Source organism: Pajaroellobacter abortibovis (assembly GCF_001931505.1).
Classification (GTDB): Bacteria; Myxococcota_A; Polyangia; order Polyangiales; family Polyangiaceae; genus Pajaroellobacter; species Pajaroellobacter abortibovis.
The window spans coordinates 1703851-1728346 of record NZ_CP016908.1; the positions used below are offsets into that span (position 1 = coordinate 1703851).

At 49.1% G+C, this 24496-nt stretch carries 22 protein-coding genes; 11 read left to right on the forward strand and 11 right to left on the reverse strand.

Annotation, left to right across the window (positions count from 1 at the left end):
* Window positions 1-64 precede the first annotated feature (64 nt).
* The 3 genes from BCY86_RS08610 to BCY86_RS08620 form a co-directional block, all read right to left on the reverse strand.
* Window positions 65-4459 carry a translocation/assembly module TamB domain-containing protein gene (locus BCY86_RS08610; protein WP_083604297.1) on the reverse strand — a complete coding sequence of 1465 codons (4395 nt, stop codon included), beginning with the start codon at window positions 4457-4459 and terminating at the stop codon, window positions 65-67.
* A gap of 88 nt (window positions 4460-4547) precedes the next feature.
* Complete coding sequence (locus tag BCY86_RS08615) at window positions 4548-6239, reverse strand: ArnT family glycosyltransferase (RefSeq protein ID WP_216636016.1); 1692 nt, start codon at window positions 6237-6239, stop codon at window positions 4548-4550.
* A gap of 109 nt (window positions 6240-6348) precedes the next feature.
* A complete protein-coding gene (locus BCY86_RS08620) occupies window positions 6349-7287 on the reverse strand; it encodes a hypothetical protein (RefSeq protein ID WP_156865193.1) in 939 nt (312 codons plus the stop codon).
* 220 nt (window positions 7288-7507) lie between these two features.
* On the opposite strand from BCY86_RS08620, the gene BCY86_RS08625 reads away from it, so the two are divergent.
* The 6 genes from BCY86_RS08625 (at window position 7508) to BCY86_RS08650 (ending at window position 10675) form a co-directional block, all read left to right on the forward strand.
* The gene (locus tag BCY86_RS08625) at window positions 7508-7888 is read left to right on the forward strand and encodes a bactofilin family protein (protein ID WP_083604298.1); all 381 of its coding nucleotides are present in this window, start codon (window positions 7508-7510) and stop codon (window positions 7886-7888) included.
* A gap of 61 nt (window positions 7889-7949) precedes the next feature.
* Window positions 7950-8270, forward strand: a complete 321-nt coding sequence (locus BCY86_RS08630) for a bactofilin family protein (protein WP_075277367.1) — start codon at window positions 7950-7952, stop codon at window positions 8268-8270.
* 17 nt (window positions 8271-8287) lie between these two features.
* Entirely contained in the window at window positions 8288-8917 is a 630-nt protein-coding gene (locus tag BCY86_RS08635) for a bactofilin family protein (RefSeq protein ID WP_075277368.1), read from the forward strand.
* A gap of 16 nt (window positions 8918-8933) precedes the next feature.
* On the forward strand, window positions 8934-9515 hold the full coding sequence (pyrE, locus tag BCY86_RS08640; protein ID WP_075277369.1) for an orotate phosphoribosyltransferase: 582 nt from the start codon (window positions 8934-8936) through the stop codon (window positions 9513-9515).
* Between the two features lie 227 nt (window positions 9516-9742).
* Window positions 9743-10309 (forward strand): hypothetical protein, encoded by a 567-nt coding sequence (locus tag BCY86_RS10210; protein ID WP_075277370.1) that lies wholly within the window; start codon window positions 9743-9745, stop codon window positions 10307-10309.
* Between the two features lie 27 nt (window positions 10310-10336).
* Window positions 10337-10675, forward strand: coding sequence for a hypothetical protein (locus BCY86_RS08650; RefSeq protein WP_075277371.1), 339 nt, complete (start codon window positions 10337-10339; stop codon window positions 10673-10675).
* Window positions 10676-11135: 460 nt separating this feature from the next.
* Here BCY86_RS08650 and BCY86_RS08660 read toward each other — a convergent pair whose 3' ends face one another.
* Window positions 11136-12179, reverse strand: a complete 1044-nt coding sequence (locus tag BCY86_RS08660) for a M50 family metallopeptidase (RefSeq protein WP_075277373.1) — start codon at window positions 12177-12179, stop codon at window positions 11136-11138.
* Window positions 12180-12697: 518 nt separating this feature from the next.
* Entirely contained in the window at window positions 12698-12856 is a 159-nt protein-coding gene (locus BCY86_RS09965) for a hypothetical protein (protein WP_156865194.1), read from the reverse strand.
* Window positions 12857-13075: 219 nt separating this feature from the next.
* Between BCY86_RS09965 and BCY86_RS08670 the strand changes: the two genes are divergently transcribed.
* The 4 genes from BCY86_RS08670 to BCY86_RS08680 all read left to right on the forward strand — a co-directional run bounded on the left by BCY86_RS08670 (window position 13076) and on the right by BCY86_RS08680 (window position 17023).
* The gene (locus tag BCY86_RS08670; RefSeq protein ID WP_075277375.1) at window positions 13076-13807 is read left to right on the forward strand and encodes a TonB-dependent receptor; all 732 of its coding nucleotides are present in this window, start codon (window positions 13076-13078) and stop codon (window positions 13805-13807) included.
* A gap of 30 nt (window positions 13808-13837) precedes the next feature.
* On the forward strand, window positions 13838-14110 hold the full coding sequence (locus tag BCY86_RS09970) for a hypothetical protein (RefSeq protein WP_156865195.1): 273 nt from the start codon (window positions 13838-13840) through the stop codon (window positions 14108-14110).
* A 186-nt stretch (window positions 14111-14296) separates the two neighbouring features.
* A complete protein-coding gene (locus BCY86_RS08675; protein ID WP_075277672.1) occupies window positions 14297-15451 on the forward strand; it encodes a tetratricopeptide repeat protein in 1155 nt (384 codons plus the stop codon).
* Window positions 15452-15460: 9 nt separating this feature from the next.
* Window positions 15461-17023, forward strand: coding sequence for a type I 3-dehydroquinate dehydratase (locus BCY86_RS08680; protein WP_075277376.1), 1563 nt, complete (start codon window positions 15461-15463; stop codon window positions 17021-17023).
* A 334-nt stretch (window positions 17024-17357) separates the two neighbouring features.
* Here the strand turns inward: BCY86_RS08680 and BCY86_RS08685 are convergent, their stop codons facing one another.
* The 3 genes from BCY86_RS08685 to fbp all read right to left on the reverse strand — a co-directional run bounded on the left by BCY86_RS08685 (window position 17358) and on the right by fbp (window position 19702).
* Window positions 17358-18014 carry a radical SAM protein gene (locus tag BCY86_RS08685; RefSeq protein WP_075277377.1) on the reverse strand — a complete coding sequence of 219 codons (657 nt, stop codon included), beginning with the start codon at window positions 18012-18014 and terminating at the stop codon, window positions 17358-17360.
* A 16-nt stretch (window positions 18015-18030) separates the two neighbouring features.
* Window positions 18031-18222, reverse strand: a complete 192-nt coding sequence (locus BCY86_RS08690; protein WP_156865196.1) for a hypothetical protein — start codon at window positions 18220-18222, stop codon at window positions 18031-18033.
* Between the two features lie 472 nt (window positions 18223-18694).
* Entirely contained in the window at window positions 18695-19702 is a 1008-nt protein-coding gene (gene fbp, locus BCY86_RS08695) for a class 1 fructose-bisphosphatase (protein ID WP_075277379.1), read from the reverse strand.
* Between the two features lie 151 nt (window positions 19703-19853).
* Here fbp and BCY86_RS08700 point away from each other — a divergent pair, with 151 nt between their 5' ends.
* Window positions 19854-20783 (forward strand): class I fructose-bisphosphate aldolase, encoded by a 930-nt coding sequence (locus BCY86_RS08700; protein ID WP_075277380.1) that lies wholly within the window; start codon window positions 19854-19856, stop codon window positions 20781-20783.
* 51 nt (window positions 20784-20834) lie between these two features.
* Here the strand turns inward: BCY86_RS08700 and BCY86_RS08705 are convergent, their stop codons facing one another.
* The 3 genes from BCY86_RS08705 to BCY86_RS08715 all read right to left on the reverse strand — a co-directional run bounded on the left by BCY86_RS08705 (window position 20835) and on the right by BCY86_RS08715 (window position 24492).
* Complete coding sequence (locus BCY86_RS08705) at window positions 20835-21845, reverse strand: DUF4340 domain-containing protein (protein WP_075277381.1); 1011 nt, start codon at window positions 21843-21845, stop codon at window positions 20835-20837.
* Window positions 21846-21906: 61 nt separating this feature from the next.
* On the reverse strand, window positions 21907-23742 hold the full coding sequence (locus BCY86_RS08710; RefSeq protein ID WP_245776229.1) for a GldG family protein: 1836 nt from the start codon (window positions 23740-23742) through the stop codon (window positions 21907-21909).
* 15 nt (window positions 23743-23757) lie between these two features.
* The gene (locus BCY86_RS08715; RefSeq protein ID WP_075277382.1) at window positions 23758-24492 is read right to left on the reverse strand and encodes an ABC transporter permease subunit; all 735 of its coding nucleotides are present in this window, start codon (window positions 24490-24492) and stop codon (window positions 23758-23760) included.
* Window positions 24493-24496 lie beyond the last annotated feature (4 nt).

Sequence of the window (24496 nt, forward strand, 5' to 3'; positions counted from 1 at the left end):
CTGCCCAGCCACCTAGGCGCCGCATGAAAACACCCCTCCACAGCGCTCTCTCGCCTTTCCTCCCTCATTCAATTTCGAGCCTCCACCTCAGGTCAGCCCCGAGATTGCCCACCCAGGAAGATGAGATATTATTGATGTTATCGTAGGCCCCTTGAAGGCTCCAATGAGGCCCTATAGTCCACTCAAGATTCGCCCGCACCTCTTGTTTCTGACTGAAGCTCGTGGTCACACTTCCGCGCAATGCTTCGGTCACACGTTTCCCCATAGTTACCTGAGGGACAGGAAGCCCTAAGCGAGAAGAATAGCTACTGCCAAAGCGGACTTCATCGATCACGGGAACCGCTTCACGGACGGCACGATCGGCTCCACTCACTGCAGCCAAAGCTTCAAATATCACATTGGCGACACTTGCACCGACCACCCCTCCTTGAAGTTCCGCGCGCGTCATCCCCATCGTCAAAAGAAGCGCGATGTCTTCGGAAGAAAGGGGGGGATCACTGGACAAATCAAAGTGTATATTCTCTCCATCTCCATACATGTGAAGTGCAATCTTCCACCGTCCACTCTGTCCTTCATCAACCTTTGAAGTGTTGCTCGCCCTTGCCACGTTAGACCCTAGGACACGGCGATATTCTGTAGTGGCCATCGCATTGAATTGGACGATCAGCCGATTGATACCTCTAAAGTGAAGGGAGGCCTGTTGAATATCAAAATCCGTCGATCGAAAGCGGACGCGGCCCCCAGACAATGCCTTCAGATTCCCTTGTAATCCAACGCGTTGATTCGTTCCTAAGATCAAAATACCTTCGGGTTCTGTCACGAATTGGATTTCTGCAAGGTTGTTTCTCAAGCGCAAAGGGTTCTGTGCACGGACACGCAGATCGAACTTAGCTACATCGAGTTGTGGGTCATTAAAAGAAGAAATGGACTGCCTCTTTCCTAGCTTAACCCCTAAATCTCCGATGAGATTCATTGGGCGGGTGTATTCTAAAGAGGTTAAGAAAATATCGCCGCTCAATTGAGGGAGCATTCCTGATGCCATTGTCCCAACCAGATCTGCATCAAAAGCGACACTGATACCATCCTTAGGAGTCAGTTGGATCCCCCTAGCTGTGATCGAGACGGACGCTCGGCCAAAAGAAAATCCATAGAGTGGAACCCCCCCCTCCACCTTTAGCGTCCCTCCCCCCCATTGAGCAGAAGCTTGCTTTAAACGAAGCTGAGACTGCGAGATATCAATATCCATGTTGATTCGGGTGAGAGAACCCAACCACTCTTTTACAAGTAGTTCTCCGTTGCGCACTTGCATCCCCCCCACGATCTTAGGGGAGAGGAGATTCCCTTTCATGGACACAGAGGCCGCAAGGACCCCCCCCACTCTTTTCACGTCAGGAAAAATAAACTCAAGGAACCGCAAATCGAGCGGAGAGAGATCGATTTGAAAATCGAGCAGCTTCTGCCCAGAAAGATAGTTCAATCCCCCGCGAAGCCCAAGAGAACCGATCACTTCACCCCTCGACTGAATATTAAGCAAACATGGGGAGACCAAAAGGCTATCCTGCACAAGGCGGATTTCCGATTCCCGCCCTTGGATCTGTTTCAAATCCAATCGAAAAGAAGGGCGTGCAAGAAAGAAGAGGGAAGGGGTAAATCGCACAGAGGCACTTGCGATATCTTCGGAATTCCATCGATCAATCGCCAGGACTCCGGACAAGGCTCCTTCGAAAACATTCAAGTTCACCGATCCATCTTCCTCTCTTTGCCGATTCCGCTGTTTAAGGAGTTTCGTAACAATCTTTCCGATATCCAACTGACGGAACTCGACAGCCCCTCGAACATCGACAGCCTTCTTTTTCTCGATCAGCACATCGTGCAGTTCGATCTGCTGATTGAAAAGGGAACCTCGGATCCAATAATGCCAAGGGATGGAAGCGTACAGGGACGGATCAAAGGGGGAGGAGACAATCCCTCCACAAATCGTCTTTTGCGTGTTCTGTACAGCAGCAGCAGGACGCCTGAGTTCTAACTCCAGATAGGAAGGGCCTAACGGAATCCCGGCCACACGCACCGAATCCACTTCAACCTGTGCTTTCGCTTGATATGCTGCAATCGTCCCACCTAAGTGCATCCAACCTGATAATGAGCCTTCCATCTGTTCTGCGAAGGATCCAAGTGCTTGAACATGCAGCAAGGGGATTTTTTCAAATGTGACTGTACCTCCCAAGGCTCCACCCCTCTTTACAAAGAGCGATCCGAAGATGGAGCCCACAGTTAACCCCTTCTGTGTTTCTTCATGCTTAACAAGCGAAAAAGAAGGGATATCGATCTCTGCCCCTTCCAGTCCCGCAAGCTGGTCTAACCACTGAAACCTCAAGGAAAGAGCCCCCTTTTTAAATTGCTCTCCATAAAAAGAAAGGGATTTGCCAGTCACTTCAGCTCGAATATCCATCGATCCGCTTCGGCATGGGTCGCGCGGCCCTCCCACAGCAAGACGGATTTCCCCTTGAATCCCAAGCTTACCATCCATATCATCAAACCGAGGATCCGCTTCAAGGTTCAACACAGACAGAAGGTCTCTCAATCCAAGTTGAGTAGAAGCAACCTGCGCATCCACTTCGACCGAAGCCAACCCCCCAAAATCGAGATGAACGATGGGGATCTGATAGGCACTATTCCCTTTGATCACATGGACATCCCTTAAGGAAAGCATCATCCCCACAAAAGAGAGTTGGGCCTGTTCAATGCTCCCAAAATGAAACGTGCCGAGTGAGAACCGCTCTACTTTCAACTGCGCTTCGATGACAGGATCAGAAAAGGTCCCTTGGATATTGACTCCAGCGTACGCATGTCCAAGGATAGGTAGATCGAGAAGGGGGGTCAAATCCGCAAAATGGATATCCGCCCTGGGAACCCTCACACGCAGTTCATTGTTAAAACCAAGAGAGACGAACCCATCCTCCAGGCGGCTTGACGGCAGGACTGCCCGAATCCCATGGAATTGAATCGAATCAGGACGGAGAGCAAGTCGGGACTGAAGGGTAGCAGACGTGAAGCTAAAGATCCTCTCGGCCTGCTGATCTTCGATGGGCCTGTCAGCCACACGAAAGTCAGTGGTCTTTGCAAACAGTTGACCATCCATTCGGAGAGGATGTAGCGTACCTACAAGACGCTGAATTTCAAGTGTTTTGATTTCCCACCCCACATGGGGATGTTCGCTGACACCAAGCGCCCTCATTAATTCAGTAAAGTCGACCTGTTTTGCACTTGCTGTAACCTGCATAGGGATTTTAGCCTCAAAGGGATCGATCTCCAGGTCACTGAGATGGACCTCCCCTCCCGCCAAGCCGATCTGAAAGGAAGGCCCTCTCACCTTATTTTTCTCTAGGACGAGATGCCCTTCCAGTTGTTTTGCGATTTGATAACGCCCCAGCCTGATGTCTTCTCCCCGAACGATCAGATCTCCTTCCGGCATTTTCATCCCAGGCTGATAATCGAGCTCCCCTTCTGTCTCAAGCCACCCCCCCACATCCCCAAGATCCGCAAACTGTCCCAACCATGTAAGGGGGATGCGGACGCTAATTTGACCGCGGATTCCAGGAGCCTCTCCCTGACGACGGGGAAAACCTACACGCACTTGCCACAAGGACAGGCTCATCCTCCGCGAAGCAGAAGGGGACAGATAACATCCCGCCGCGTTTTGGCTCATGCGATCCGTATCCATAGCCCCTGTCGCTACAAGGGAGTCGACCCAAAGCATATCTGCTCCGACTCGAATGTGAGCATCCATTCCGCATAGGGAATCATCATCATAGGCAAGAGAAGCTTGTCCACCCTCAGAAGAGCTCCCTATACTTCTGCTCCTACGCACTTTTGCACCCGCGATATGCAGCCGCACTTCCATGGGGGAGCGCCTGAGAGAAGCACGGCGCGTCCTCATCTCAACATCAACCCCACGCAGATTCACACGGTGATGATCGATCTCGAGGTCAAGGACCGCCTGATTGATATTCAACTGACGAAATGGAATTTCGAAGCTGTTCTGTTCTTCCAAGGAAGAGATAGAAATGGGGAAATTAACGATTTTCCCCTCCCGAATCACCAGATGGATATAAGGTTCATCCATTTCTATATGCCCCAAGATCCGCTTGCCGGATAAAAGAGCAGAAGGCCGTACACGAATGCGAGCATGGGCACAGGAAAGAACAGGAGCCCCCCCTTGCTCCAAAGAAGCTATCTGGAGATCTTCCAGAGCGATCCCAAGTGGGGCAAACATAGGCTTAATGCGGTAGTGAGCCTCGATCCCTTCCTTTTTAAGGAGGGCATCCACCTGGCTTCCAATCCACTGCTCAATCCATGGGAGTTGAAGCAGAATCGGGACCCCCACAGACAAAATCCCCATGAGGGCCATTAAAAGGGATAGCCAAGAGACAAACCGTTTGAACTTACTGCGAACTCTCATGGGGTATGCGATCTAACTTCTACTCGGATTCTCAAGAAAGTCTGCTAAGGCTGAAACAAGAAAAAAACAAAGACGGAATGGCTAGTGCTCAAGGAGGTCGATAAATGCTGAGAATCGGGACCCCCTCGTAAGTTACAACCGATGCAGGGGAGACAGTCCCAAACGCAACCCAGATCTGATAATCTACCTCCGCCATATGAAGTTCATGCTGAACCAGTGCAAAATCCGCTTCAGAAGGGATACCCACACCCCGCAGGTCAGAGCGTATTCGGTTTTCTTTAAGGAGCTGCTCCCAACTCATCCATATAGTGTCATGGAAATAAACACGAGCACCTCGAGGAGCGTGGTTTGCCAGATAACGAGCTGCACTCTGTGTTGTAAAACCCCAGAATTGACGATTGAGTCCAAGATCAGCCCCCCCTGCGACACCTCCGACAAAAGGAGCATAAAAAGAAAGGCCAAAAGGATGCGAATGATAGGTAAGAATAAAAGGGGCAGCGAGTGCAGTCAACGCTGCACCGATTTGCAGCAAACAACGCCTGCATGAAGAAAGAGAGAACCTCTCTTCCAATGCGCTCAACAACCGATCAAACCCCGAACCCGCTATTACAGCAAGAGAAGGATAAGCTGGAAACCAATGTTTCGTACCACCAAAAATGGGGGTCCGCTTTAAGAAGAAAGGGCCTACCGCAGCCCCTATGGAAAGGAGGAGAAGGAGTTCCGCCTGGATGGTTGAATAGCCACCTCCAAGCCCAGAAACCTCCTCCTGTTCTTGGAAAAGAATCTCCCCCTTCTTTCTCAAAGCATTCACGAAGAGTACGTCCCGTTTGATCAAACCAGCTGCACCGGCAAGAAAAAAACACAGGGTCACCATCGGAACCGTAGCTACCACCATCACCGGCACATAGCTCTTGGGAGACGGGGGACCAAAATAGTTTCGGCCTAGGAATTCGATATTGTAGTAGGGGTGATTCCAGTGGAAACTCACATATTCTTGAAAGCGATGAAGGGGGTCATGCCACAGCCATGGCCAAAGCCCGACGAATACAAATGGCCCTAGGGTGCACAGAAAGAGAAAGGGGGCGAGGGCGCGCCATGCGATCCGGCCCGGCGAAGAGGCTTTCCAAACAATCGAGAGACTCTCGATAAGAAGGGCATGGACGAAAAAAACAGCAGGCAACATCCATGCGTTATGTTTGGTCTCAAGGGTTAACCCATAACCAACACCGAACAGGATCCCTCTGATCCAAGTGGGATTTTCTCGAAATCTCCCATACAGAAAGATACACAGGGTCCACATCATCATCACACCGATGTCAAAACAGGCGAGATGCGCGTGAAAAAAGATGCGAGGCATGCAGGCGAGAAAACAGGCCGCCATCACAGCAGCCCGACGGTTATAAACCTGGGTCCCCAAAAGATAGGTGATAGCAAGGCTTAAGCCTGCCATACACATGCCTGGAAAACGGAACGAGGTGCTCTCCACCATCCATCCCCACTTCTTGTAAAAAAACAACCAAGAGAGTGAAAAGAGGCTTTTCATCAAGGAGGGATGCTCTGCATTAATCTGCCAGACGGGATCGATAGCAGCTTGGGTCAACGCTTCTTTCGTATGATGGAAAAGCCGTTCAAACCACTGAGCGTAGGCGGCTGCCGTGTAGAAATAGATCCCTTCATCCCTGGTAAATCCGAGCGAATCAGTCGTCGCAAGGAGCCATCCCACATAAAGACTCCCCATCAAAGTAGCTATTAGATAATCTACCAGTCTTTGTTTAAACACAAGGTATTGCACAGACACCTCTACATGATCGAGCTTTGGAACGACATCCCTACATTCGGTGGAATACTCTTAAAAAAGAGAAAGACAAACATCCTTCACACCGCTTTCCTTATCTCGTGTCCGCTTCAAAACAATACATGCGGTCTCGATTGATAGAAGAAACGATGTCTACAGTGAGTTCAGCGCGGTCGGCTGCCCACGTTTGGGTATCGAATTCAAAGCCTTTCCAGCCATCACCATCATAATGAGTTACTTGACCGACGATGGATTGGCCGATCGAGAAGGAAAGTTTCACAGGAGCCCCTTTCTGTTCATGTTCTGCATTCGCATAAAGCCCATGGTGGCCATGAAGGGCTCGACCGAAGAGAATGCGAGGAAAGATCAAACGAACCGAAGCGCCTTCTTGAAGATGGAATAAGTAAATGCACTGACGAGGGCGATAGTCGAGAATAGGAACCACCGTAACCGTTACCAGGCTCCCTCCCGGACAGACCCATCGCTGCGCAGCAATAGCAGGGCCAAAGGTAAATCCCCCTGTTTGCACTTGCTGAAACACTTGAGGGCAGGAGGCGAGATGCTCAGATTGGACACGAGAAACAAGAAGCGCTCCTTTTTTAGCTTCTTGCACAAGATCTGAGAGGATCGAAACAGGTGTAGGGTTCTCGAAGAGTCGCACAGTGATCCGCCCTAACCTTTTTTCTTTTACTTTCTTCCATGATCGCAATTCAGGACGATTATGGTTGCGAATAGAAAGTTCTATCGCGCGTGGAAAACGAGTTTCATCCGGCGCAGCGATCCGTTCCACAGTAGCCAAGGCATTGCCCATTTGCGCTCGCCCCACAGGCTCAATCCAATCAGGAGAAAAAGTAAGCCAATCCTCCTGTTGAATCCAAGAGGCCACTAGCGTTCGAACGTTCTGCCAATCCTGCTCCGAAACCACATCTTGCCTCTGATAGAAGTGAAGGCCCAATTCCATCAAACCAACCAATAGAAGAACTAGAAAGCACCACCACCCCTTCTTTCGTTGATTTGTTTCGTTAGATTCCATCCCATTTTCCACAGTTTAATGATTTGCTTATGCAAGAAATCCAAAATGAGAGAACTTGCCCATCCCTGTGTATTAAAAGAAAAGCGTGCTATTAACCATTCAAAGAAGAATTCACAAGCAAAAATGAATGGGACTCGTGACAGAAGAGAGCGAATGGTCTAAGAACTTAACATTGATCGATAAAGCAAACATCATTTGATCTAGATTTGAAGAGAACACAATGATAATCCAAACCCCTCCCACTACTTCCTCCAGTCACGCAGAAAAAGCAATGATCAGCGAAGGGACACGCGTACGTGGTCGGCTTTTGGGACACGGAACCTTAGTGATTGAAGGGCAAGTAGAAGGCGATATTGACCTCAAAGGGCACCTGCATATCGGCGAGAAAGGAGTTGCAGCTGCTTCCATCGAAGCGGAGGAAGTGACAGTTGAAGGGCAAGTAGAAGGCGATATCGTGGCTACGGAACAAGTGCAGTTGGTCGGTTCTGCGCGCGTACAAGCCAATATCCGAAGCAATCGCATCGCTTTAGAGCAAGGGGTCCGTTTTCAAGGAAGGATCGATTGTGAATTTCAATTACCTCCCCAATTTGAAAAAGAATAGAATTGAAGATGGATTGCATTCGCTAACTTCAAAAAGTTCCTATATTTGGGAGAGGTGAATTATGGCACACACGGTTATCGGAGCAGAGCTCACAATCGAAGGCGAAGTTTCTTCGGAAGATGCAGTGGTGATACGGGGGATGCTGCGCGGCAAATTAACTTCGAAAGAGGCCATTTCGGTTGAACAAGGGGGGAAAGTAGAGGCAGACGTCGAAGGGGCTTCTCTCACAGTATGTGGCGTCCTCACAGGAAATGTGAAAGTGGAAGATCGCGTCGATCTGAAAACGGGTTCTAAGGTAGTTGGAAATGTGAAAGCCTCCCGTTTTACCATTGCAGATGGCGCTCAGTTCAAAGGGAGCGTGGATATGGACGTGGAAGGATAGGCTAACGGAGAAAAGGGATGACAGCAGAAGGTACAGTCATTGACGTAGGGACACACGTTCGAGGAAAAATCCTTGGAGCGTCCAATCTCGCCATTGCAGGGGCTCTCGAAGGGGAAGTCTCTATCCAAGGCGAGCTGAAGATTGAACCAAGCGGCATTGCAGCCGCTAATCTGAACGCGGATCGCATCATTGTATGCGGAGCTGTTAAAGGTGATCTCCAGGCAAATGACGCGATCATCCTCGAGAATGGAGCACGCATCGTAGGAGATTTGCGGGCCCCCTCTATCACCATCACACAGGGTGCGTTGGTTCGAGGACACCTAGAGTCGAGCGGGGTTGTATCCCCGTTCGTCCAAACCAAAGGGAAGCAAGCTCAAATTGCACGACCATCGGAACATAACGTTCCTTCCCTCCCTGCTTCTGCGTTTTCTTCAAGAGCATCAACCAAGATCCAACCTAAAAAGCAAGAATCGATCCCGTCGCATTCCTCATCTCCAGCACCCCTGGCTGCTGAATCAATATCCACACCCACACCGACATCGAATCCGAGCCATCCCTCAGCTCAAATGAATAGCACACCCACACCCACTGTCCCTGTTATCAAAAAAGGGGGGAGAGGCAATATACACCGAAAAGCTAAAGCTTAACTTACTTCATCCTGCAATGAGCCCATTCGATCGAGATCGCAATCGCCTTTTCCACTTGCTTTGGACCTATTCATGGGAAGAGAGACCAGTCCTTTTAGCCTCTGGTCGTCCTAGCCATTTTTTCATCGATTGTAAGCGAACTGTCCTGAGAGCAGAAGGGCATGCACTGGTCGGTTCATGTTTTTGGGAGATGCTTCAAACGCTGCCAAAGCCTTGTTCAGCAATTGCGGGAGTTGAACTGGGAGGTTGCCCTCTTGTAAGTGCCGTCGCTTGCTTGAGTTTTCAGAAAGGACATCCGCTCGATGGCCTCTATGTGCGCAAGTCTGCTAAAGATCATGGTTCTATGCAGCTCATTGAAGGAGGAGGACACCTCCCCCCCGGAACTGCTGTTGTGTTCCTCGAAGATGTGATCACAACAGGCAGCTCTGCCCTTAAGGCAGCTCGTCATTTACAGGAAGGGGGGTATCAAATAAGCGGGATCGTAGCGCTTGTCGATCGAGAAGAGGGTGGACGAGAAGCAATCGAACAAGCAAACATCCCCTGCCTCGCTCTCTTCACTCAAAGCGACTTCCGTAAGATGCCCCCATACCTTTTCTAATGGCTCGGCGCATCATCTCATGTCCCAATCGGGGAGGTGCATAAGATGCTCTTTCCCTCGTTTATGCGAAGAATCGCTTCTCTTCTGGGCCCCGTTGGTCGACGATCATAGCACTCCTTCTATGGATCAGCCTTTTTCTTTACCAAACGGCAACCCTATCCAATCCAATTGTGGGAGAACATAACTGGTGGCAGGCGATACGCATTTGACTGCCCATAACTTTCGCCATGAAGGGGGCTGATTTCTTCCATCCAAAGATCGATTGGAATCGAGGGCGAACGAAGTGGAATCATAGGGATGGAAATTCCGCTCTACTCCCTACCTGGCTTCTCTCCCCATGCATGTCGCTGGAGAGCCCCTTCGCAGGTCGATTTTTGAATTGGCTCCTTTTCTGGAACTCTACCCCTGTGGTCGGATGGAAATTCCGCTCCCCCCAAGAACCGCTCTCAACGCCGGCACTCATCTTAGCCCCTCCTCCTCAGCTGTTTAGCTTGATGGGAAGACATATCCGCTGGTTGCCTGCTTTCCTTCGGGGTTTTGGGCGCTCACTCCCCCTTGCTCTCTGGTACAGGTGGGGGAAATGGAGTCACCACTTAACAATTGCTTACAATAGGGGTGAAAATTATTTTGCAAAGGATTTTCCATGGCAAGCTTACTGGGACAATCTCCATAACCCATACTTTCTGAAGCGTTTCTTTTGGTTTGTCCTCCCCATGTACATGTCAACTGGACTTCTTTCCCAGCGGCCCTCAGCGGAGTCGGGCTCAGTTGCCAGCCAAACCATCACAACTTAGCCATTCCTATGCTCGCGTGGCTTCTGATTGGCCTACTGTTTTGCGCTGGCCTTCCCGCACTGGTATGGCATCGGCATTACGGCTCCTCTTCCTGCTCCCTCTGGCCTTTTTTGGAGGGGTAATGCCCTCCTCAAGCTTCTAATCAAAGGACAACCGCCCGATTTTCCTACCCGTTGGACTGCCTTTTTTCTGTTTATCTGCTTGTTCCGCACACTTCTAATTGAAAGACCGCTAGCTGACGGGAACTGCATTGCAGCCGCTTCCATCCCTTTATCTGATGAGACATGGACCTGTGAGTTTGGATTTTTTTCTCTTGGAGCTCCTCCGAGTGGTAGCGCTGCTGATCCCCTCGCCGGCCGCCTTTAAGGACTGCTGGCATTAGCTTCAACGACTCGCTCTTGTAGGCTCAATTCTCCCCACGATCCCATGCGCAGTCCATGACATGATAGGGGGCTTCAAATGGTGTAGCCGGCGAAATGCATGGTCGGATTTCGACACGCATTGGCGAGAGTTACAGGAGGTGATAAATCAATGTTCAACGCGTTAAGACCTTTTTCTCGTGAACCGGAGCAATCCCTGGTTTCCTCTACCTCCCCTTTCGAAAGGGGTTTATCGAAGACATTCCTACCATCAATGAACTGGGACTTCCATATTTCAGAGGGAAAGGGCCGGTTTTACATCCACTCCTCATATTATGGGGATCGCCCTTCTGCACTTCCAACCGAAAAGCTTCTCTATCAAAGCACCAAAGGGGAGCTGTTCCGTCTAGACCCCCATAGATGTTCCCCCTTTCGAACCACCCTCCATCATCCAAGTAGAGATAGCCTCAACGCTTGGGCATAATCTCTACCCATGTTACAAGGACGACAAGCGCAAGCATCATCACTAATCCCAGCGCATGGACATGAGCCTCCACTTTCGAATTGGTCTTTCGACGAGCGACCGCCTCAAAGATCAAAAAGAGCAACCGACCACCATCTAGTGCTGGAATGGGGAGAAGATTAAAGCCTCCTAGATACGCGCTGATTATCCCCAACAATTTGAAGGTATCTCCCACCCCCACGCGCACCGCATGCGCCGCTTCGCGGACGATCCCGACCGGTCCAGACAGTTCCGCTTTTTCTTTGCCAGTAACAATATGAACAAGTCCCTCAACCAATCCATACACAACGCGAGGAGGTTCAATTAGACTGATTTTAAGGGCCTCCCCTACTCCCACCGGGATCATCCGCTGCTCAGGGCCAATCAAGATCTTCCCCTCATCAGGCATCCCTTTCGGACGCGGAGTCACTTGGAGCACGCGCTTTTCCCCTCCTCGTTCGATCAGGATATCGATCGGTTCGCCTGGATGCTTGCGAATCGCTTGTTGAAGCGCATCCCAATGGGCTACCGGCTCTTGATCGACCTCTAAAATTTTATCTCCATCACGCATATCTGCCGCATACGCAGGTCCATGATGAGCCACAGAGACGCGCATGCTGGTCTCATCCAGCGTCAACCGCCCCCCAACCAAAAACCCAAAAAACAGAAGCACAGAAGCAAATAGATAATTAGCGGCAGGACCCGCAGCAACCGTAATCATCCGACCCATCAGAGAAGCATTCAGGTAGCTCCCCTTGTCTTCAGGATCGTGTGGCTCGTAGGGATTCATCCCCGCAATCTGGACATAAGCGAGAAAAGGGATGAGGGCGATCTGAAAGATTGTATGACTCCCCTCTGGCTTATAGGCATACAGTCGTGGACCAAAGCCGATAGAAAAGCGGGTAACAGGCATACCAAAGAGACGAGCAGCCAAATAATGGCCTCCTTCGTGTACAACCATTAAAATAGCGAGAGCGAAAATAGCGATGAGATAAGGGACAATAATCATTCTTCTATTTTAGGCGTTCTTGCAGATGACGCCAAGAGAACATAACAGACACTTGCACTTCCCCACGCTCAGTGGAAAAAGAAATGGACGAACACTACCCCTCCCCCAACCACAGAGAAGGGGTTTGTTAACCATGTGGGGGCTTCTTTTATGGATTGGATCCAACCAAGCACACGCTCAAGAAAACCAAGAGAGCCAGGATAAAGTCACTGTGCGCGGCTGAAATGCAGGAGAGGTCTCCTCCCAAGCGTGCCTTGAAGATAGCTTTCTGGAGGTGGTCGACGTGGCCGCGCTCCTCGAGCCCATGCCAGACGTTCACACCCGACGTTTAGGGAGTGCAAGCGATTTTGTAACCCTCTCCATTCGATGTGCTTTCTCCAATTAGTTGACAACCCTGCTCGCTGGAGTACCACTTACTGGGTGGGGACAATCCATCCATCGATCTCGCCAGCCTCCTCTTACGGCTAGGAATCCACTTGCAAGTCTACCGCTCGTTTGCGCCCGGAGGACTGGTTCCCTCATCGTTCGGAGGGGTGCTCGTCTTTGAACCCATCCAGCTCGCTCAGGCACACGCAAAGAACAGAACTGTGGGTTGCAGGGGGCTCATGGGGGACCGCCCACTTGCGAATAGGGGCTTCTAGAGAGTTCGATAAGCGATCGAGATCGAGTAGTACCATCTCGTTTTCAGGCTCTTGAGCAGATCAAAATTTTCCTTTTCTTCAGGAATATTCATAAGCACAACGCTCTCACAAGCTAGACAGCAAGAAGTTTCAGGATCGACTTGGGCCCCTACCCTTATGCGATTCTCCGCTCCAACCAAGAACTGATTGCCCTGGAGTTTTTACAGGAAAAAGGCAAGGATAGGGTACTTTTCGTCTATGGGGACGCCATGAAGCGTGGACGATGCAAGACCAAGAAAAGGCATTTACCTCCCCTTTCCCCCTTCTCTTGCTCAGGACAACGTCCTTGCAGCGGGAGGTACGAGCTCCCGGCGCCATCCAGTCGCACATCCTTTAACAATAGACATGCGTTTGGATGGGATGCTCGAAGAGTACCGAACAGATCCATGGAAAGGGGCCAAGCCCCCTCCTCGAGCTCATCGTTCTTCGATGGGCAGGGAGATAGATACACTATGGCAAGCCACATCTCGATTGACCATCGATATGACCAACCGAACCGATGTGTGGCAGGATCGAAGCGAAAATCTGTCGACGTTACCCTCTCCATCGATACGTTATACAGGTCACCTGGGCACGCGACGGCACATCAAAAAAGGATACACTTTGCTCATCCGCGGTGGAAAACTAAGCAGATCCCCTAGCTTTCTTGAACTTTTTGGAAACCGGAGTGCTGCCTTAGAGGATCCAGTACTTCACTCTGAAAGCACATGGACCACCGAATGGGGATTCACATGGCTCCAGTCATTCGCTTCGACGAAAGTCCGTACGGAGTTGATAGGGTTTTCCACGCAGGCAGATGATCCGATTACTTATTTGTACAGGGGAGTGGCTGATCGAAGCAAAGCAACCAATGTCGACCGGTCTCAGCCCGTTGGCTTCGAGGGGGGCTTCACCTTCCATCGAGGTCCTCTCCAAGGTCGAATCCCTTATTCTTGGCTCAATAAATAAAATCAAACGGAATGCTGCACTGGAACCCAAATGGTCGGTGATGCAGGGTGCGGCCGTTCCTCTTTACCTAGACGACCTATCTACGATGCTGTACTCGACACAAGTTACGACTGGAGATTTCTGCGGGTCCGCTTCGGACTGGACATTGTAGCAGGCATGACTGCGGACTTAACAGGAGCGATTCCGATTCCACCACGCGCTATCAGTCCTGCCGGTGTTCAGATCACACTCCCCACCCCTCGCCACCTACGTCACGCTAAACATCAACAATGTTCAACACAAGGACAGACAGTCACAGCCTAAGGTGCATTAGGACCCCTTCGAGAGACTCTTGTAGACACCTAGGTTATCTGTTGCCTGGCAGACGATGGCTTTTACGCTTGCGTTACGCGTATGAAAATACCAGGCCCTCCCTTTCCTCCCTTTGAATTCTATGATAAGATAATCAATAAAGTCGCTCAGAGATTATTGGAGGATCATTGTATACTTATGGCACAAGCATCCAACGGCAGCGGTCGAGTACCAATCGACCGTAGCTCAGAACAACAGAATCGTGGTGTCAACCTATCAGGCTCTGCAGTTATTCTCGCACCACCTTCTTCCTTTCCCCAAGGGATCCCAGAAAACGCGATGATCTTGCTCCCTTTAGGGTCCAATGGCGAATTGATACAAGAACGACTCGCGCAAGGACCTATCGCTCTCACCACGGAAGAGATGTGGAAGCTCCTCGGCTTCAATGGCCCTGCCGTACAAGTACAAGACGAGCATGGACGCCCCGTCGTGATCGGGTTAGAAGATCTTCTCCAGAGTCTTGAAAAACATTGGACGGAGGCCACCCAAGAGATCGGTCGAGGAAGGGTTCTCGCCAATGAACTGATGAAATATGGGCGACATGAAAAGGCAGAACAGGTCCTTGCCAGTGTGGTGGCCCATGGCGGAGAGGGGGAAGACTGGCTTGCGCTCGGCGTCAGCCAACTCAACCAAAAAAAACTAGAAAAAGCAGAAGGGACACTGCGAGGAGCGCAAAGCCTCCTATCCACCAATCCTTTCCCTTCTCTTCATTTGGCTCGACTCGCCCGTGAAAAGAAAGACTCCGCTGCCGAACAAGAACACGTGGAACGAGCCATTCAAATCGAGAAGCAATCTGTGGACGCTTGGGCATACCTCGCAACGCTTTTCCGGGAGAGACACGGGGAAGAGGAAGGGGATCAAAAGATCCTGGAACGCGCTCAGGCTGATGAATACGCACAAACCTCAGCACCCTACATCGCCTTGCAAGGGTTTTACGCGAATCAGGAGGCAACGCGCAACAAAGCAATTGTTTACGCTGAGATGGCGGTCAAACGAACCCCACAAGATCCCCTCTCTCTTCTTTGTCTGTCCGCTCTGTATGGTCAGTCAGGACAGCTCGAATCGATCATTACCCTACTCGAACCACATCAATCGATTATGCTGCACGATACGCGGATTGCACACAATTATTTTGAAGCGCTCTTCCGGACGCGGAAGTTCGATCAGCTCAAAGTATTTCTCGCTCATTTGACCACTTCACCTCATGAAGCGATCAAACAGTTCGCTGCTCAACGCACCTCGGCCGTAGCTCAGTTTCTTGAACAAGAGCAACGCCCGACATCAAAATCCTAATTTGTTTCTATGGCCGGTATTTGTTGTGTCAGTACACACCACACCCTCAAGGAGGTCATAGAAGACACTGAGGTTTTTCATCTCCTGACTCGTCCTTCGCAATGTGGTTTCTTTTTCGAGTTAAGGCTTGAGCGCTATCAGGATATTACACTCCATCTCCTTGAAGAAGTCTTCAGCCACTATCCCCCCCACCGTTTGGTGATTACATGGGGTGGCACTGACCGACGCAGGGGTGCTCTACACTTCAACATCAAAGAAGGAGAAGGGCGGAAATGGATCCAAGCATTTCACCGAGCTGGAGTCGGCTTCCTCGATATCGACTTTACTCTCCTCAAACAAGTAGGGTTTACCCGTTCCGATCTCTTGCCCTCCTCAAGCACGACTCAGCTGATCGTCAGTCATCACGAGTGGATGGCGGGACTGCCGCTGGATGCCCTCCGTACCTTACGTCAGGAAGCAGAAGGACAGGGAGCAGATGTTGTCAAAATCGCTCTGACCCCCCTTGGTTTTCTCGACGCGCTCCCTCTGTTACAATTGATGAAAGAGGAAGGGCAATGGAAGCGTCCGTTGATCGGGATTGCAATGGGAGAAAAAGGGGCATGGAGCCGTCTGCTCGGTCCACAGTTCCCCCATTCTCCTCCCTTCACCTATGCAAGCCTGATAGGCAGCCAGGGAACCGCTCCAGGCCAACTGACTTGGCTCGAGTTTGAAACCATCTACCGCTATTTCGAGCTTTCACCCGCCACAAAAGTGTACGGAATTATTGGTGATCCGGTTGCCCATTCGCTTTCCCCTCTGTTACACAACTCCGCTTTTGCAGCAACGGGCTTTCCAGGCATTTACATTCCTTTCCATCTTACTGAAGATCCAGTCTGGTTTATGAAAGAGTTTGCTCCCCTCATCCCCATCCAGGGGCTTTCTATCACCATCCCTCATAAAATACGTTCCCTCTCAGCCTGTACTCTGGCAAACGATCTATCTCATAACATAGGTGCAATCAATACAGCCCTCTTTGCACCTGAATCAGGATGGACGGGATTCAACACGGATGCAACAGCTGCCATCGCTTCTCTGGAAGAAGCATTAGAGGGAACGCTTGCAGGCAAAACCGTCCTAGTGATAGGAGCCGGCGGAGTGGCCAGAAGTGTCGCTTTCCCTCTTCAAAAACAGGGTGCTCGTGTAATCATCTGCAGCCGCCATCCAGACAAGTCCATGCTGCTAGCACGAGATATCGGTGCAGAATGGATCCCTTTCGAATTAGCCTGTAGCGGCCAGTGCCAGGCTCAGGTGATCATCCACGCAACTCCTATTGGTATGGCACCCCATACAGAGGAAATCCCTATCCCTCTGGACTCTTTTCCTCCACAAACCCTTTTATTTGACTTGGTCTATCATCCCGTCAAGACAGCTTGGTTGCGTCAGGGGGAAAGACGAGGACATCCTATTCTCTACGGATACACTCATTTCCTAAAGCAGGGTGCGTCCCAATTTAAATACTTTACTGGACTAGAAGCTCCGCTTGAGATCATGGAACAAGTGATCCGAAATTCGCTCCAACTGGGCAGGGACTGAGGTGGATATCCTCTTGCCTGGTCCCAATTGTTGCAACAGCGCTATTTAGTAAAATCGGCGCCTTAGTCACAGATCACCAAGGCGCTCTCCATCTGGTCGATGAGTGGAATTATACACTCCGTAAAATCACTTTCGAGTTATTTCCCTTATAATCCTTCGGACTGCATCAAGAAACAATGCACAGAACCCACACACATAATGAAAGGGATAGTACCACTTCATCATCGCCAATCAAAATGCGCGCTTCTCCTTCATAGACTCTTCTGGATAACTTCCCCATTTCTCTCAGTCCATCCAACTTCCATGAATAAGAGGGAAAGAGAGATGTACAAAATTAAACTCCCTGTATGTCCGGTGGCCAGATATATTTGTGGAGCTGCAACTGCACTCTAACTTGGACTCTGTCCTCCAAAACCCACTGGATCAGAGCCTGGGGTGACAACTGTCCAAACACAGTGCTAGCCAACAAATGAGGAGTCCTATCTGTTAAGCGAAAAGTCTGGATCATTTCTCGCATCCATTCATAGTCCTGGCGATTAGCTAAGACAAACTTTAGTTCATCTCGGGCCGAAATAAATTCAAGGTTAGACCAACGAATGCGATGCGACTCTCCAGAGCCAGGTGGCTTCAGATCCATAATCTTGTGCACGCGCGGATCTACCTTAGCAACATCTGCCTCCCCGCTGGTTTCTAGGAGCACGGTACGCGATGCATTGCAAAGTTCCTCGAGGAGAGGGAACACAGCAGGCTGCAACAGAGGTTCCCCTCCTGTCATTTCAATCAGGGATGTACCTCGTTCTAGCGCAGCATACAGTACCTTTTGTCTGCGCATCCGCGTTCCATCATAAAAAGCGTGAGGGGTATCGCACCAGGAACACCGCAAATTACATCCTGTTGTACGAATAAAGGTACACGGCAATCCTGCAAAGGTGGATTCCCCCTGAATACTAGTATAAATCTCATGAATAACAAGCGTATCTTCTTTTGCCATAAGTGCCGGGTGGGATCTATATGTCCTCTGATAAAGGGAAATCAAGTAGGACAGGGACCTCGATCTCCTTCACAGGTAAAGCCTTCTTACGCATGTTGGGGCGTGTGCCAAGCTGTATCAACGCATACGCACAGGTCACAACAGCTAAGACTCCTAAGACTAAGGTACGGACAAGAGAAAAAACAACGGTAGCAGTGCGACAATTCATCCCGCAAGAATTGAAAAGATATGCCATTCCTTTGGCATACTGCCAACAATGGACGCTTGTAGCATAACCCTCGTATACACCCAGTACTTACTACATGTACACATATTCATTCTTTTCTCTTGTTTTCTCATTAAAACGTATGGGATAAATAATTACATGTCCGTGGGGAATGAACATAAAGCTTTAATCTCGCTCTTAAGGCTATATCCTCTTCACCTGTTTCAAGCCTTGAAGGAAGAAATGCTACTCAACTTCAGCGATTATATAACACACCCCCTCTCAAGAAGAAGATCTTTGCAGAAGGAAGAGCGCAAGCACTGCCTTTAGTCGCTAAAAGCGAGGAGCTTTACAGTGTCGTCGTCCATGCAAGAGCAAATCTTAAACTGCACAGATCTCGACCAACGAGATCGATGGATAAAAAAAGCAGCTACGGTTGCGACGCCACATGCTCTTTTCGATTAGATAACTCGCACTATCGCATTCCCTCTTTCATCCACCCCATCAATTGATTGACGTTTTTGGTAGATCCAAATATCAGAGGGGTCCGCTGATGGATAGAGGTAGGCACAATGTCAAGTATGCATTTGACTCCGTCGGTCGCCACTCCTCCTGCATGCTCTACAACATAAGCGATGGGATTCGCTTCATAGAGAAGCCTTAACTTCCCCTCCTGATGCTTTTTATCGGCTGGATAAAGAAAGAGGCCTCCATAGCAAAGGGTGCGATGCGCATCTGCTGCAAGAGAACCCACATAACGTTGCACATAGGAGGCTTCTTCTTTCACCCAACGATTCCATTTCTGGATTGGCTCACCCCACTGGGTAAAATTCCCCTCATTGCAGGAGTAATAGCGACCTTGAGAAGGAATTCGAATTGATGGACGTGACAGGAAAAATTCTCCTACTCCAGGATCTAATACAAATGAGTTAACTCCTCGGTTTGTGGCAAGCACTAAAATCGTCGATGGCCCATAGAGCGCATAGCCCGCCATTAAAAATTTACGGCCAGAACGCAATGCTTCTTGTGGCGAAGGAGAGGTCATTGCTGATTTCTCAAAAACAGCGAAAATCGTTCCAACATTTACGTTGACATCGAGATTGCTCGAGCCATCCAACGGATCAAAAAGGACAATATATTCCCCTTGAGATGAATCAATAAAAGTCTCGTCCAACTCTTCACTAATCAAAAGACAGCACTGTTTACTCTCTCTCAAATAATGCATCATCACTTCATTGGCAAATACATCTAACTTTTGGACAGACTCTCCTTGAACGTTTGTATTTCCAGTAGTACCTAACATTGAATTAAGATCGGCTACACGAAGTTTGGATCCAATGCCTCGAATCGCCGAAGCAATTCCATGGAGCAAAGAGAGTAATCCTTCATAGTGATTCCGCCCTCTATCTAATTCCACACACATAAATTGTTCGAATGTTTTTTTTAATACGGAAGAATGGCCGCTCTGATTGTACTTTTGCATAATTCACTCACTTTATTCTAGGTAAACAGGTGAATAAGTGCATCCAGTTTTGCAAGAAAAACATAAACAAAGTGCTGATCCAAAGCTAAAATGACAAAACACTACAACCAGCTTGAACCAAATCAACTAAACAAAACGGAAGGAGTCACGTATGCTTGATGCGAATCGAGTGAATCAAATCTTATCCTGGTATCGTGCAGATAATCCAGGTGTTCGAACGAATTTAGCGCGCATTCTCTACCATGGTGCGCTGGGAGGAACCGGAAAAGTTGTTATTCTGCCCGTAGATCAAGGGTTTGAACACGGTCCCACCCGTTCTTTTGCATCTAATTCGGCAGGCTATGATCCAGATTACCATTTTCAGCTCGCTATCGATTCAGGATGCAGTGCATACGCAGCTCCGCTTGGTTTTCTCGAAGCAGGCGTAGATAAATTCGCAGGGCGAATCCCTCTCATCTTAAAACTGAACAATTCAGAAACGCTTTCGAAGGTTGAACAACCATGTAGCGCCATAACGGGCTCTGTGAAAGATGCACTGCGATTAGGCTGTGTTGCAATCGGCTACACGATTTATCCTGGTTCAGGAGCACGCAATACAATGTACGAAAATTTACGTGAATTGATCGCGGAAGCGAGAGCCTACGGACTACCTACAGCGGTTTGGGCGTATCCGAGAGGGGCTGGTCTGTCAAAAGAAGGAGAGACCGCTGTCGATGTAAGCGCATACGCTGCGCACATAGCAGCTCAACTTGGAGCGCATATCATAAAAATCAAGCCACCTCGCCCCTTTATCGAACAGGTCGAAACCAAAAAAATCATTGAACAGCACGCAATCCCTCTCGCCTCTTTAGCAGATCGAACGGGCTACTGCATCCAAAGCGCTTTCTGTGGAAAACGAATCGTGATTTTCAGCGGAGAAGGAAGCAAAGAGACCACCACCCTCCTCGAGGAGGTGCGCCAACTCACAGCAGGAGGTTCTTTCGGTTCGATTATTGGACGCAATGTATTTCAACGACCTCGAGACGAAGCCATCGCCCTCATTAAAGAAGTACAAAAGATTCTGCGGGATGCCGCAAACTAGCGCCAAATCAAGAGCCTACTCTAGCGCATTAAAGAAGAAATAAGAGGACGATCAGTGGTGATGGTCCTCTCCTTTTTCTTCAGTGGAAGGATCGCTCTTCGAAGCTCCAGCATCAGCGGGAACTTGAAATTTAGCCACATCTGCCATAGCCCAACCAGAAGCCAGGGAACCGATGATAAAAACTGTCTGATCTCCTTCGCGAATGGCGTAATGCGACGAGCCACTGGAAACCTTACCCACTTTAAGCACATATTTACCTGCGCCATCCTTCAGCTCAAAATTAATAATAGCTTCAGGTTGGGTTAGCCCAACTTCTTCGGGCAATTGGTTATCCGCAAAATCATCTGCTGTTAATCCCTTAAAGACTCGAAGAGCATCTTTAATTTTCTCTTCATCCAACCGGGTAATCGGCTTACCCTGAAAAGTTCCTGCCCATTTATCTCCTTTTGTAAAAGAGAAAGAAGCCCCCTTCCTGTCGATGGACCAATGGCTTACAGCGCTATCATCGAATTTGAAGATCTCATTTTCCCGCCAATTTTTTGCTTCACGGGTGTAATGATAGCTGGAATACCCCGATGCAGCAAAAATTTCAGGGCGATCTGCAACCATCATCAGTTCCCCACGCCCTCCAAACTTGCCAAAGGAGCAATCAATTTTCTTTTCTCCTCCTTTCCAAGCAATCAGGTGAACCGCATGACCTTCATCAAGTTCATATTGATTTTTAAGTGCATCATCTGCCTGAAGGGTAATCATCTCTTTGATCTTGATGTCTTTCACATTATCCAGAAGATGACGGACATGGTCTTGACGAACACCCACCGCAATAGGCTTCGTCATTTTCCAACGATCCCCCTGTTTTTCGAGAACGATCTCCCCTTTAGAGCCATTGGTAATCTGGAGCTTGTCCACATCATCAACACTAGCAAGGGTAGGCATATCCGCAGAAGAGGAATGCATTGCCCCCAATTGCTGATCTTTCTTAACTTGGCGATAGGCCAACCCTGCCAAAACAACAAGCACTACCGCACCAATGACAATCTGTTTATTATGTGAAAGCGTCATGGGTATTCCTTCTAAAATGAGAGTATGAGTTAGTTATACTTACACGGATGCATCATTCTCATTACGCAAGGACAAGATGACTTCGACGAGCTAGACGAGCACGCCATCGCATTACGCCATATCCAGAGAACAACACAGGGATTCCTAATAGAAGAGTCATCATGACTAGCATTTGCGTCTTCTTCCTAGCTTGCCTCAATTCTTCATCGCGTCGCTTTAACTGTTCTTCAGTTTCATTGGGATCAAAATTGGGCTTGCTGATCTCTCCATAAACCAAGCTTGGTTCAGTTAAAATTTTCGCAGAAACCGCCAGCAGGTCCATATCTCCAGATAACCAATCCAGTGTATTTTTGAAGGCCAAGATCGTGCCAGTAAGAGCCTGTTGAGCATAGGGACCCGCCAACTGTTGCAATTGCTCATCGCCCCCTCCACCAAAGGGCATCATACCCACCTGCGGCATATCAGGCCCATTTCCAGCACGCGCGAAAGGATTTGCTAAGAATTGAGAAGAAGCAAGGATAAAGATGCGAGCTGGAGCACTGCTTTTCTCCGGTGTTTCAATCCCCTGCTTATCGCCTGAAGGGAAGGCTGTATGAATGGTTCCTTCCACCTGAGCAGCAATGCCGTACTGGGCCCACTCACCCTTAGGACGCCATTGCTGGAAGGGGCGCAGATCGACACGTTCATCCTGCACTCGGACAGAACGCGGAGTAGAACGAGCTATAATTTTAGCCGTCGTTAACTCAGGTTGCTTTTCTGGGTGGAGCACAATCGATGATGCAAACGGAACAACCAACTCAGGAATTCTAAAGAACCCTGGGAAGGAGACATCGAGCAGTTGTTCATTTCCTAAAAAGCGAGCATCATCCTGGACATCCAAAAACTGAGGGAAGCGTGCACTAGCAATTCCCCCTTGCGTCAACATATTCACCCGAAAGGAACGACCAAAGTCAAGAATCACATCTTTACCGATCTCAATTCCATAGCCATTCATCAACTGATCGAGCTTATGAAGATTGAGCTGTGCTTGCATTATGGCATCGCCAGCCTTCACTTCTACAGCGCTCACGAAAAGAGCAAGCGCTTTACCTTTGAGAAGAAATTGATCGATACGCCGAAGCTCTTTCTCATTAAGATCCTTTGAAGGTTGTGTGATCAACAATCCATCGAACCCGGCATCGATTTCTACATCTCCATCTTTTAAATCGACATCTTCCAGTGTATAGAAAGGGAAATTCTGTTGAATCACCTGCTGCATCGAAAACCGCCCCATGTTTGATGGGACAAGGTTATTTTCAGAGAGCTTGATTTCATCATGGCCGGTAAGCACTCCTATCTTATGCTTGATCTGATCGCCTCGATCGCGCACTTCACGGATCTTATTGGTAATCCAGAATTCCAGCCCTTCGGTACGATCAGGAGGGAGAAAAGGGATTTTATCTTTATCCGCACCATATTTAAAGACAAGACCCATAAAGCCTTGAGTAACTGCAGCAGCCTGTTGATCTGTTTCACTAGCTTCGCCAAAAGGTTGCTCAATTAGTCCGGCTTCTTTTGCGATTCTTTTTTGTTCTTCGTCTTTAGAGTCAATGATTTGATAATCAAATTTCTCCTGTCCCGCATCTTTGTACTCTTGCAAAAGATCTCGAAGATCGCGGACAAAGGCATCAAGCTTTGGAAGCCCTCTCGTGACGTAAGCATCCACTTGCAGCGTCTGCTTCATAGAACGCAACAGACTGCCGCTCCCCTTGGAGAGAGTAAATCGCTCTGCTTTGGTCACATCGAACCGTTTCGCAACCCCTACTGCCGACAGAACATTAATCGCTATTAAAATCCCAGCAACGAGAAGAAGAAAAATGCTGCTCTCAGTCGCTGCTCGTACTTTCTTTTCCATCATGTTGTCGTACCCTACTTATGACCACTTTCTACTCTCAAGAGAGCGAAAAGCGATTAACAGACATAAAACTGTAATCGATAGGAAATAAACGATCGCTCTTGTATCAATAAGGCCCCTTGAAAAGGGGATAAACCGTGATTGAAAGCTAGTGAACGCGATCACGTCTCCAAATACACTGCGAGTCCCTTCTGTAAGACCCCCAATTGCATAAAGAAAGCCAAGCAATGCGGCCGTAAAAAAGAAAGCTATCACCTGACTTTCTGTAAGACTAGAAAACAAGAGCCCTACCGCTACCCCTGCAGCACAGAAAAGAGATAATCCCAGATAACCGGACCATACAGGCCCCCAATCCAAAGCTCCAAGGTGCCATGGCCACACAAACATCACCACAGGATACAGAAAAGTCATCGCGAGCAACACAAAAGTCATCCCCAACGCACCGAGATATTTGCCCAAGATGACTTCGCTATCGGTAACAGGAAGCGTAATTAACAGCTCAAACGTACCAGAGCGTTTTTCTTCCGCAATCGCCCGCATGGTCACCAAGGGGATCACAATGATTGTAAGTATCCAAGGGAGAAACTCAAACATCAGGCCAATGCTGGCGCGATCGACCTGCCATACTCCTCCCCGATAGAGAAAGAAATAAGCTCCAAGACCGATCATGCTCAGGCCTACCACTACATAAGCCACAAGAGAGTCAAAATAAGCGCGCAGTTCTCGCTGAGCAATCGTGAAGGTGTTTTTCATCGCA

Coding starts and splice junctions, on each gene's coding strand:
- BCY86_RS08715 (WP_075277382.1), bottom strand. CDS start 24,492: ATGAAAAACACCTTCACGATTGCTCAGCGAGAACTGCGCGCTTATTTT.
- BCY86_RS08710 (WP_245776229.1), bottom strand. CDS start 23,742: ATGATGGAAAAGAAAGTACGAGCAGCGACTGAGAGCAGCATTTTTCTT.
- BCY86_RS08685 (WP_075277377.1), bottom strand. CDS start 18,014: ATGGCAAAAGAAGATACGCTTGTTATTCATGAGATTTATACTAGTATT.
- BCY86_RS10210 (WP_075277370.1), top strand. CDS start 9,743: ATGAAGGGGGCTGATTTCTTCCATCCAAAGATCGATTGGAATCGAGGG.
- BCY86_RS08610 (WP_083604297.1), bottom strand. CDS start 4,459: ATGAGAGTTCGCAGTAAGTTCAAACGGTTTGTCTCTTGGCTATCCCTT.
- BCY86_RS08705 (WP_075277381.1), bottom strand. CDS start 21,845: ATGACGCTTTCACATAATAAACAGATTGTCATTGGTGCGGTAGTGCTT.
- BCY86_RS08675 (WP_075277672.1), top strand. CDS start 14,297: ATGGCACAAGCATCCAACGGCAGCGGTCGAGTACCAATCGACCGTAGC.
- BCY86_RS08620 (WP_156865193.1), bottom strand. CDS start 7,287: ATGGAATCTAACGAAACAAATCAACGAAAGAAGGGGTGGTGGTGCTTT.
- BCY86_RS08660 (WP_075277373.1), bottom strand. CDS start 12,179: ATGATTATTGTCCCTTATCTCATCGCTATTTTCGCTCTCGCTATTTTA.
- BCY86_RS09965 (WP_156865194.1), bottom strand. CDS start 12,856: ATGGTACTACTCGATCTCGATCGCTTATCGAACTCTCTAGAAGCCCCT.
- BCY86_RS08680 (WP_075277376.1), top strand. CDS start 15,461: ATGGCCGGTATTTGTTGTGTCAGTACACACCACACCCTCAAGGAGGTC.
- BCY86_RS08690 (WP_156865196.1), bottom strand. CDS start 18,222: ATGAATTGTCGCACTGCTACCGTTGTTTTTTCTCTTGTCCGTACCTTA.
- BCY86_RS08630 (WP_075277367.1), top strand. CDS start 7,950: ATGGCACACACGGTTATCGGAGCAGAGCTCACAATCGAAGGCGAAGTT.
- fbp (WP_075277379.1), bottom strand. CDS start 19,702: ATGCAAAAGTACAATCAGAGCGGCCATTCTTCCGTATTAAAAAAAACA.
- BCY86_RS08700 (WP_075277380.1), top strand. CDS start 19,854: ATGCTTGATGCGAATCGAGTGAATCAAATCTTATCCTGGTATCGTGCA.
- BCY86_RS09970 (WP_156865195.1), top strand. CDS start 13,838: ATGGTCGGTGATGCAGGGTGCGGCCGTTCCTCTTTACCTAGACGACCT.
- BCY86_RS08635 (WP_075277368.1), top strand. CDS start 8,288: ATGACAGCAGAAGGTACAGTCATTGACGTAGGGACACACGTTCGAGGA.
- BCY86_RS08625 (WP_083604298.1), top strand. CDS start 7,508: ATGATAATCCAAACCCCTCCCACTACTTCCTCCAGTCACGCAGAAAAA.
- pyrE (WP_075277369.1), top strand. CDS start 8,934: ATGAGCCCATTCGATCGAGATCGCAATCGCCTTTTCCACTTGCTTTGG.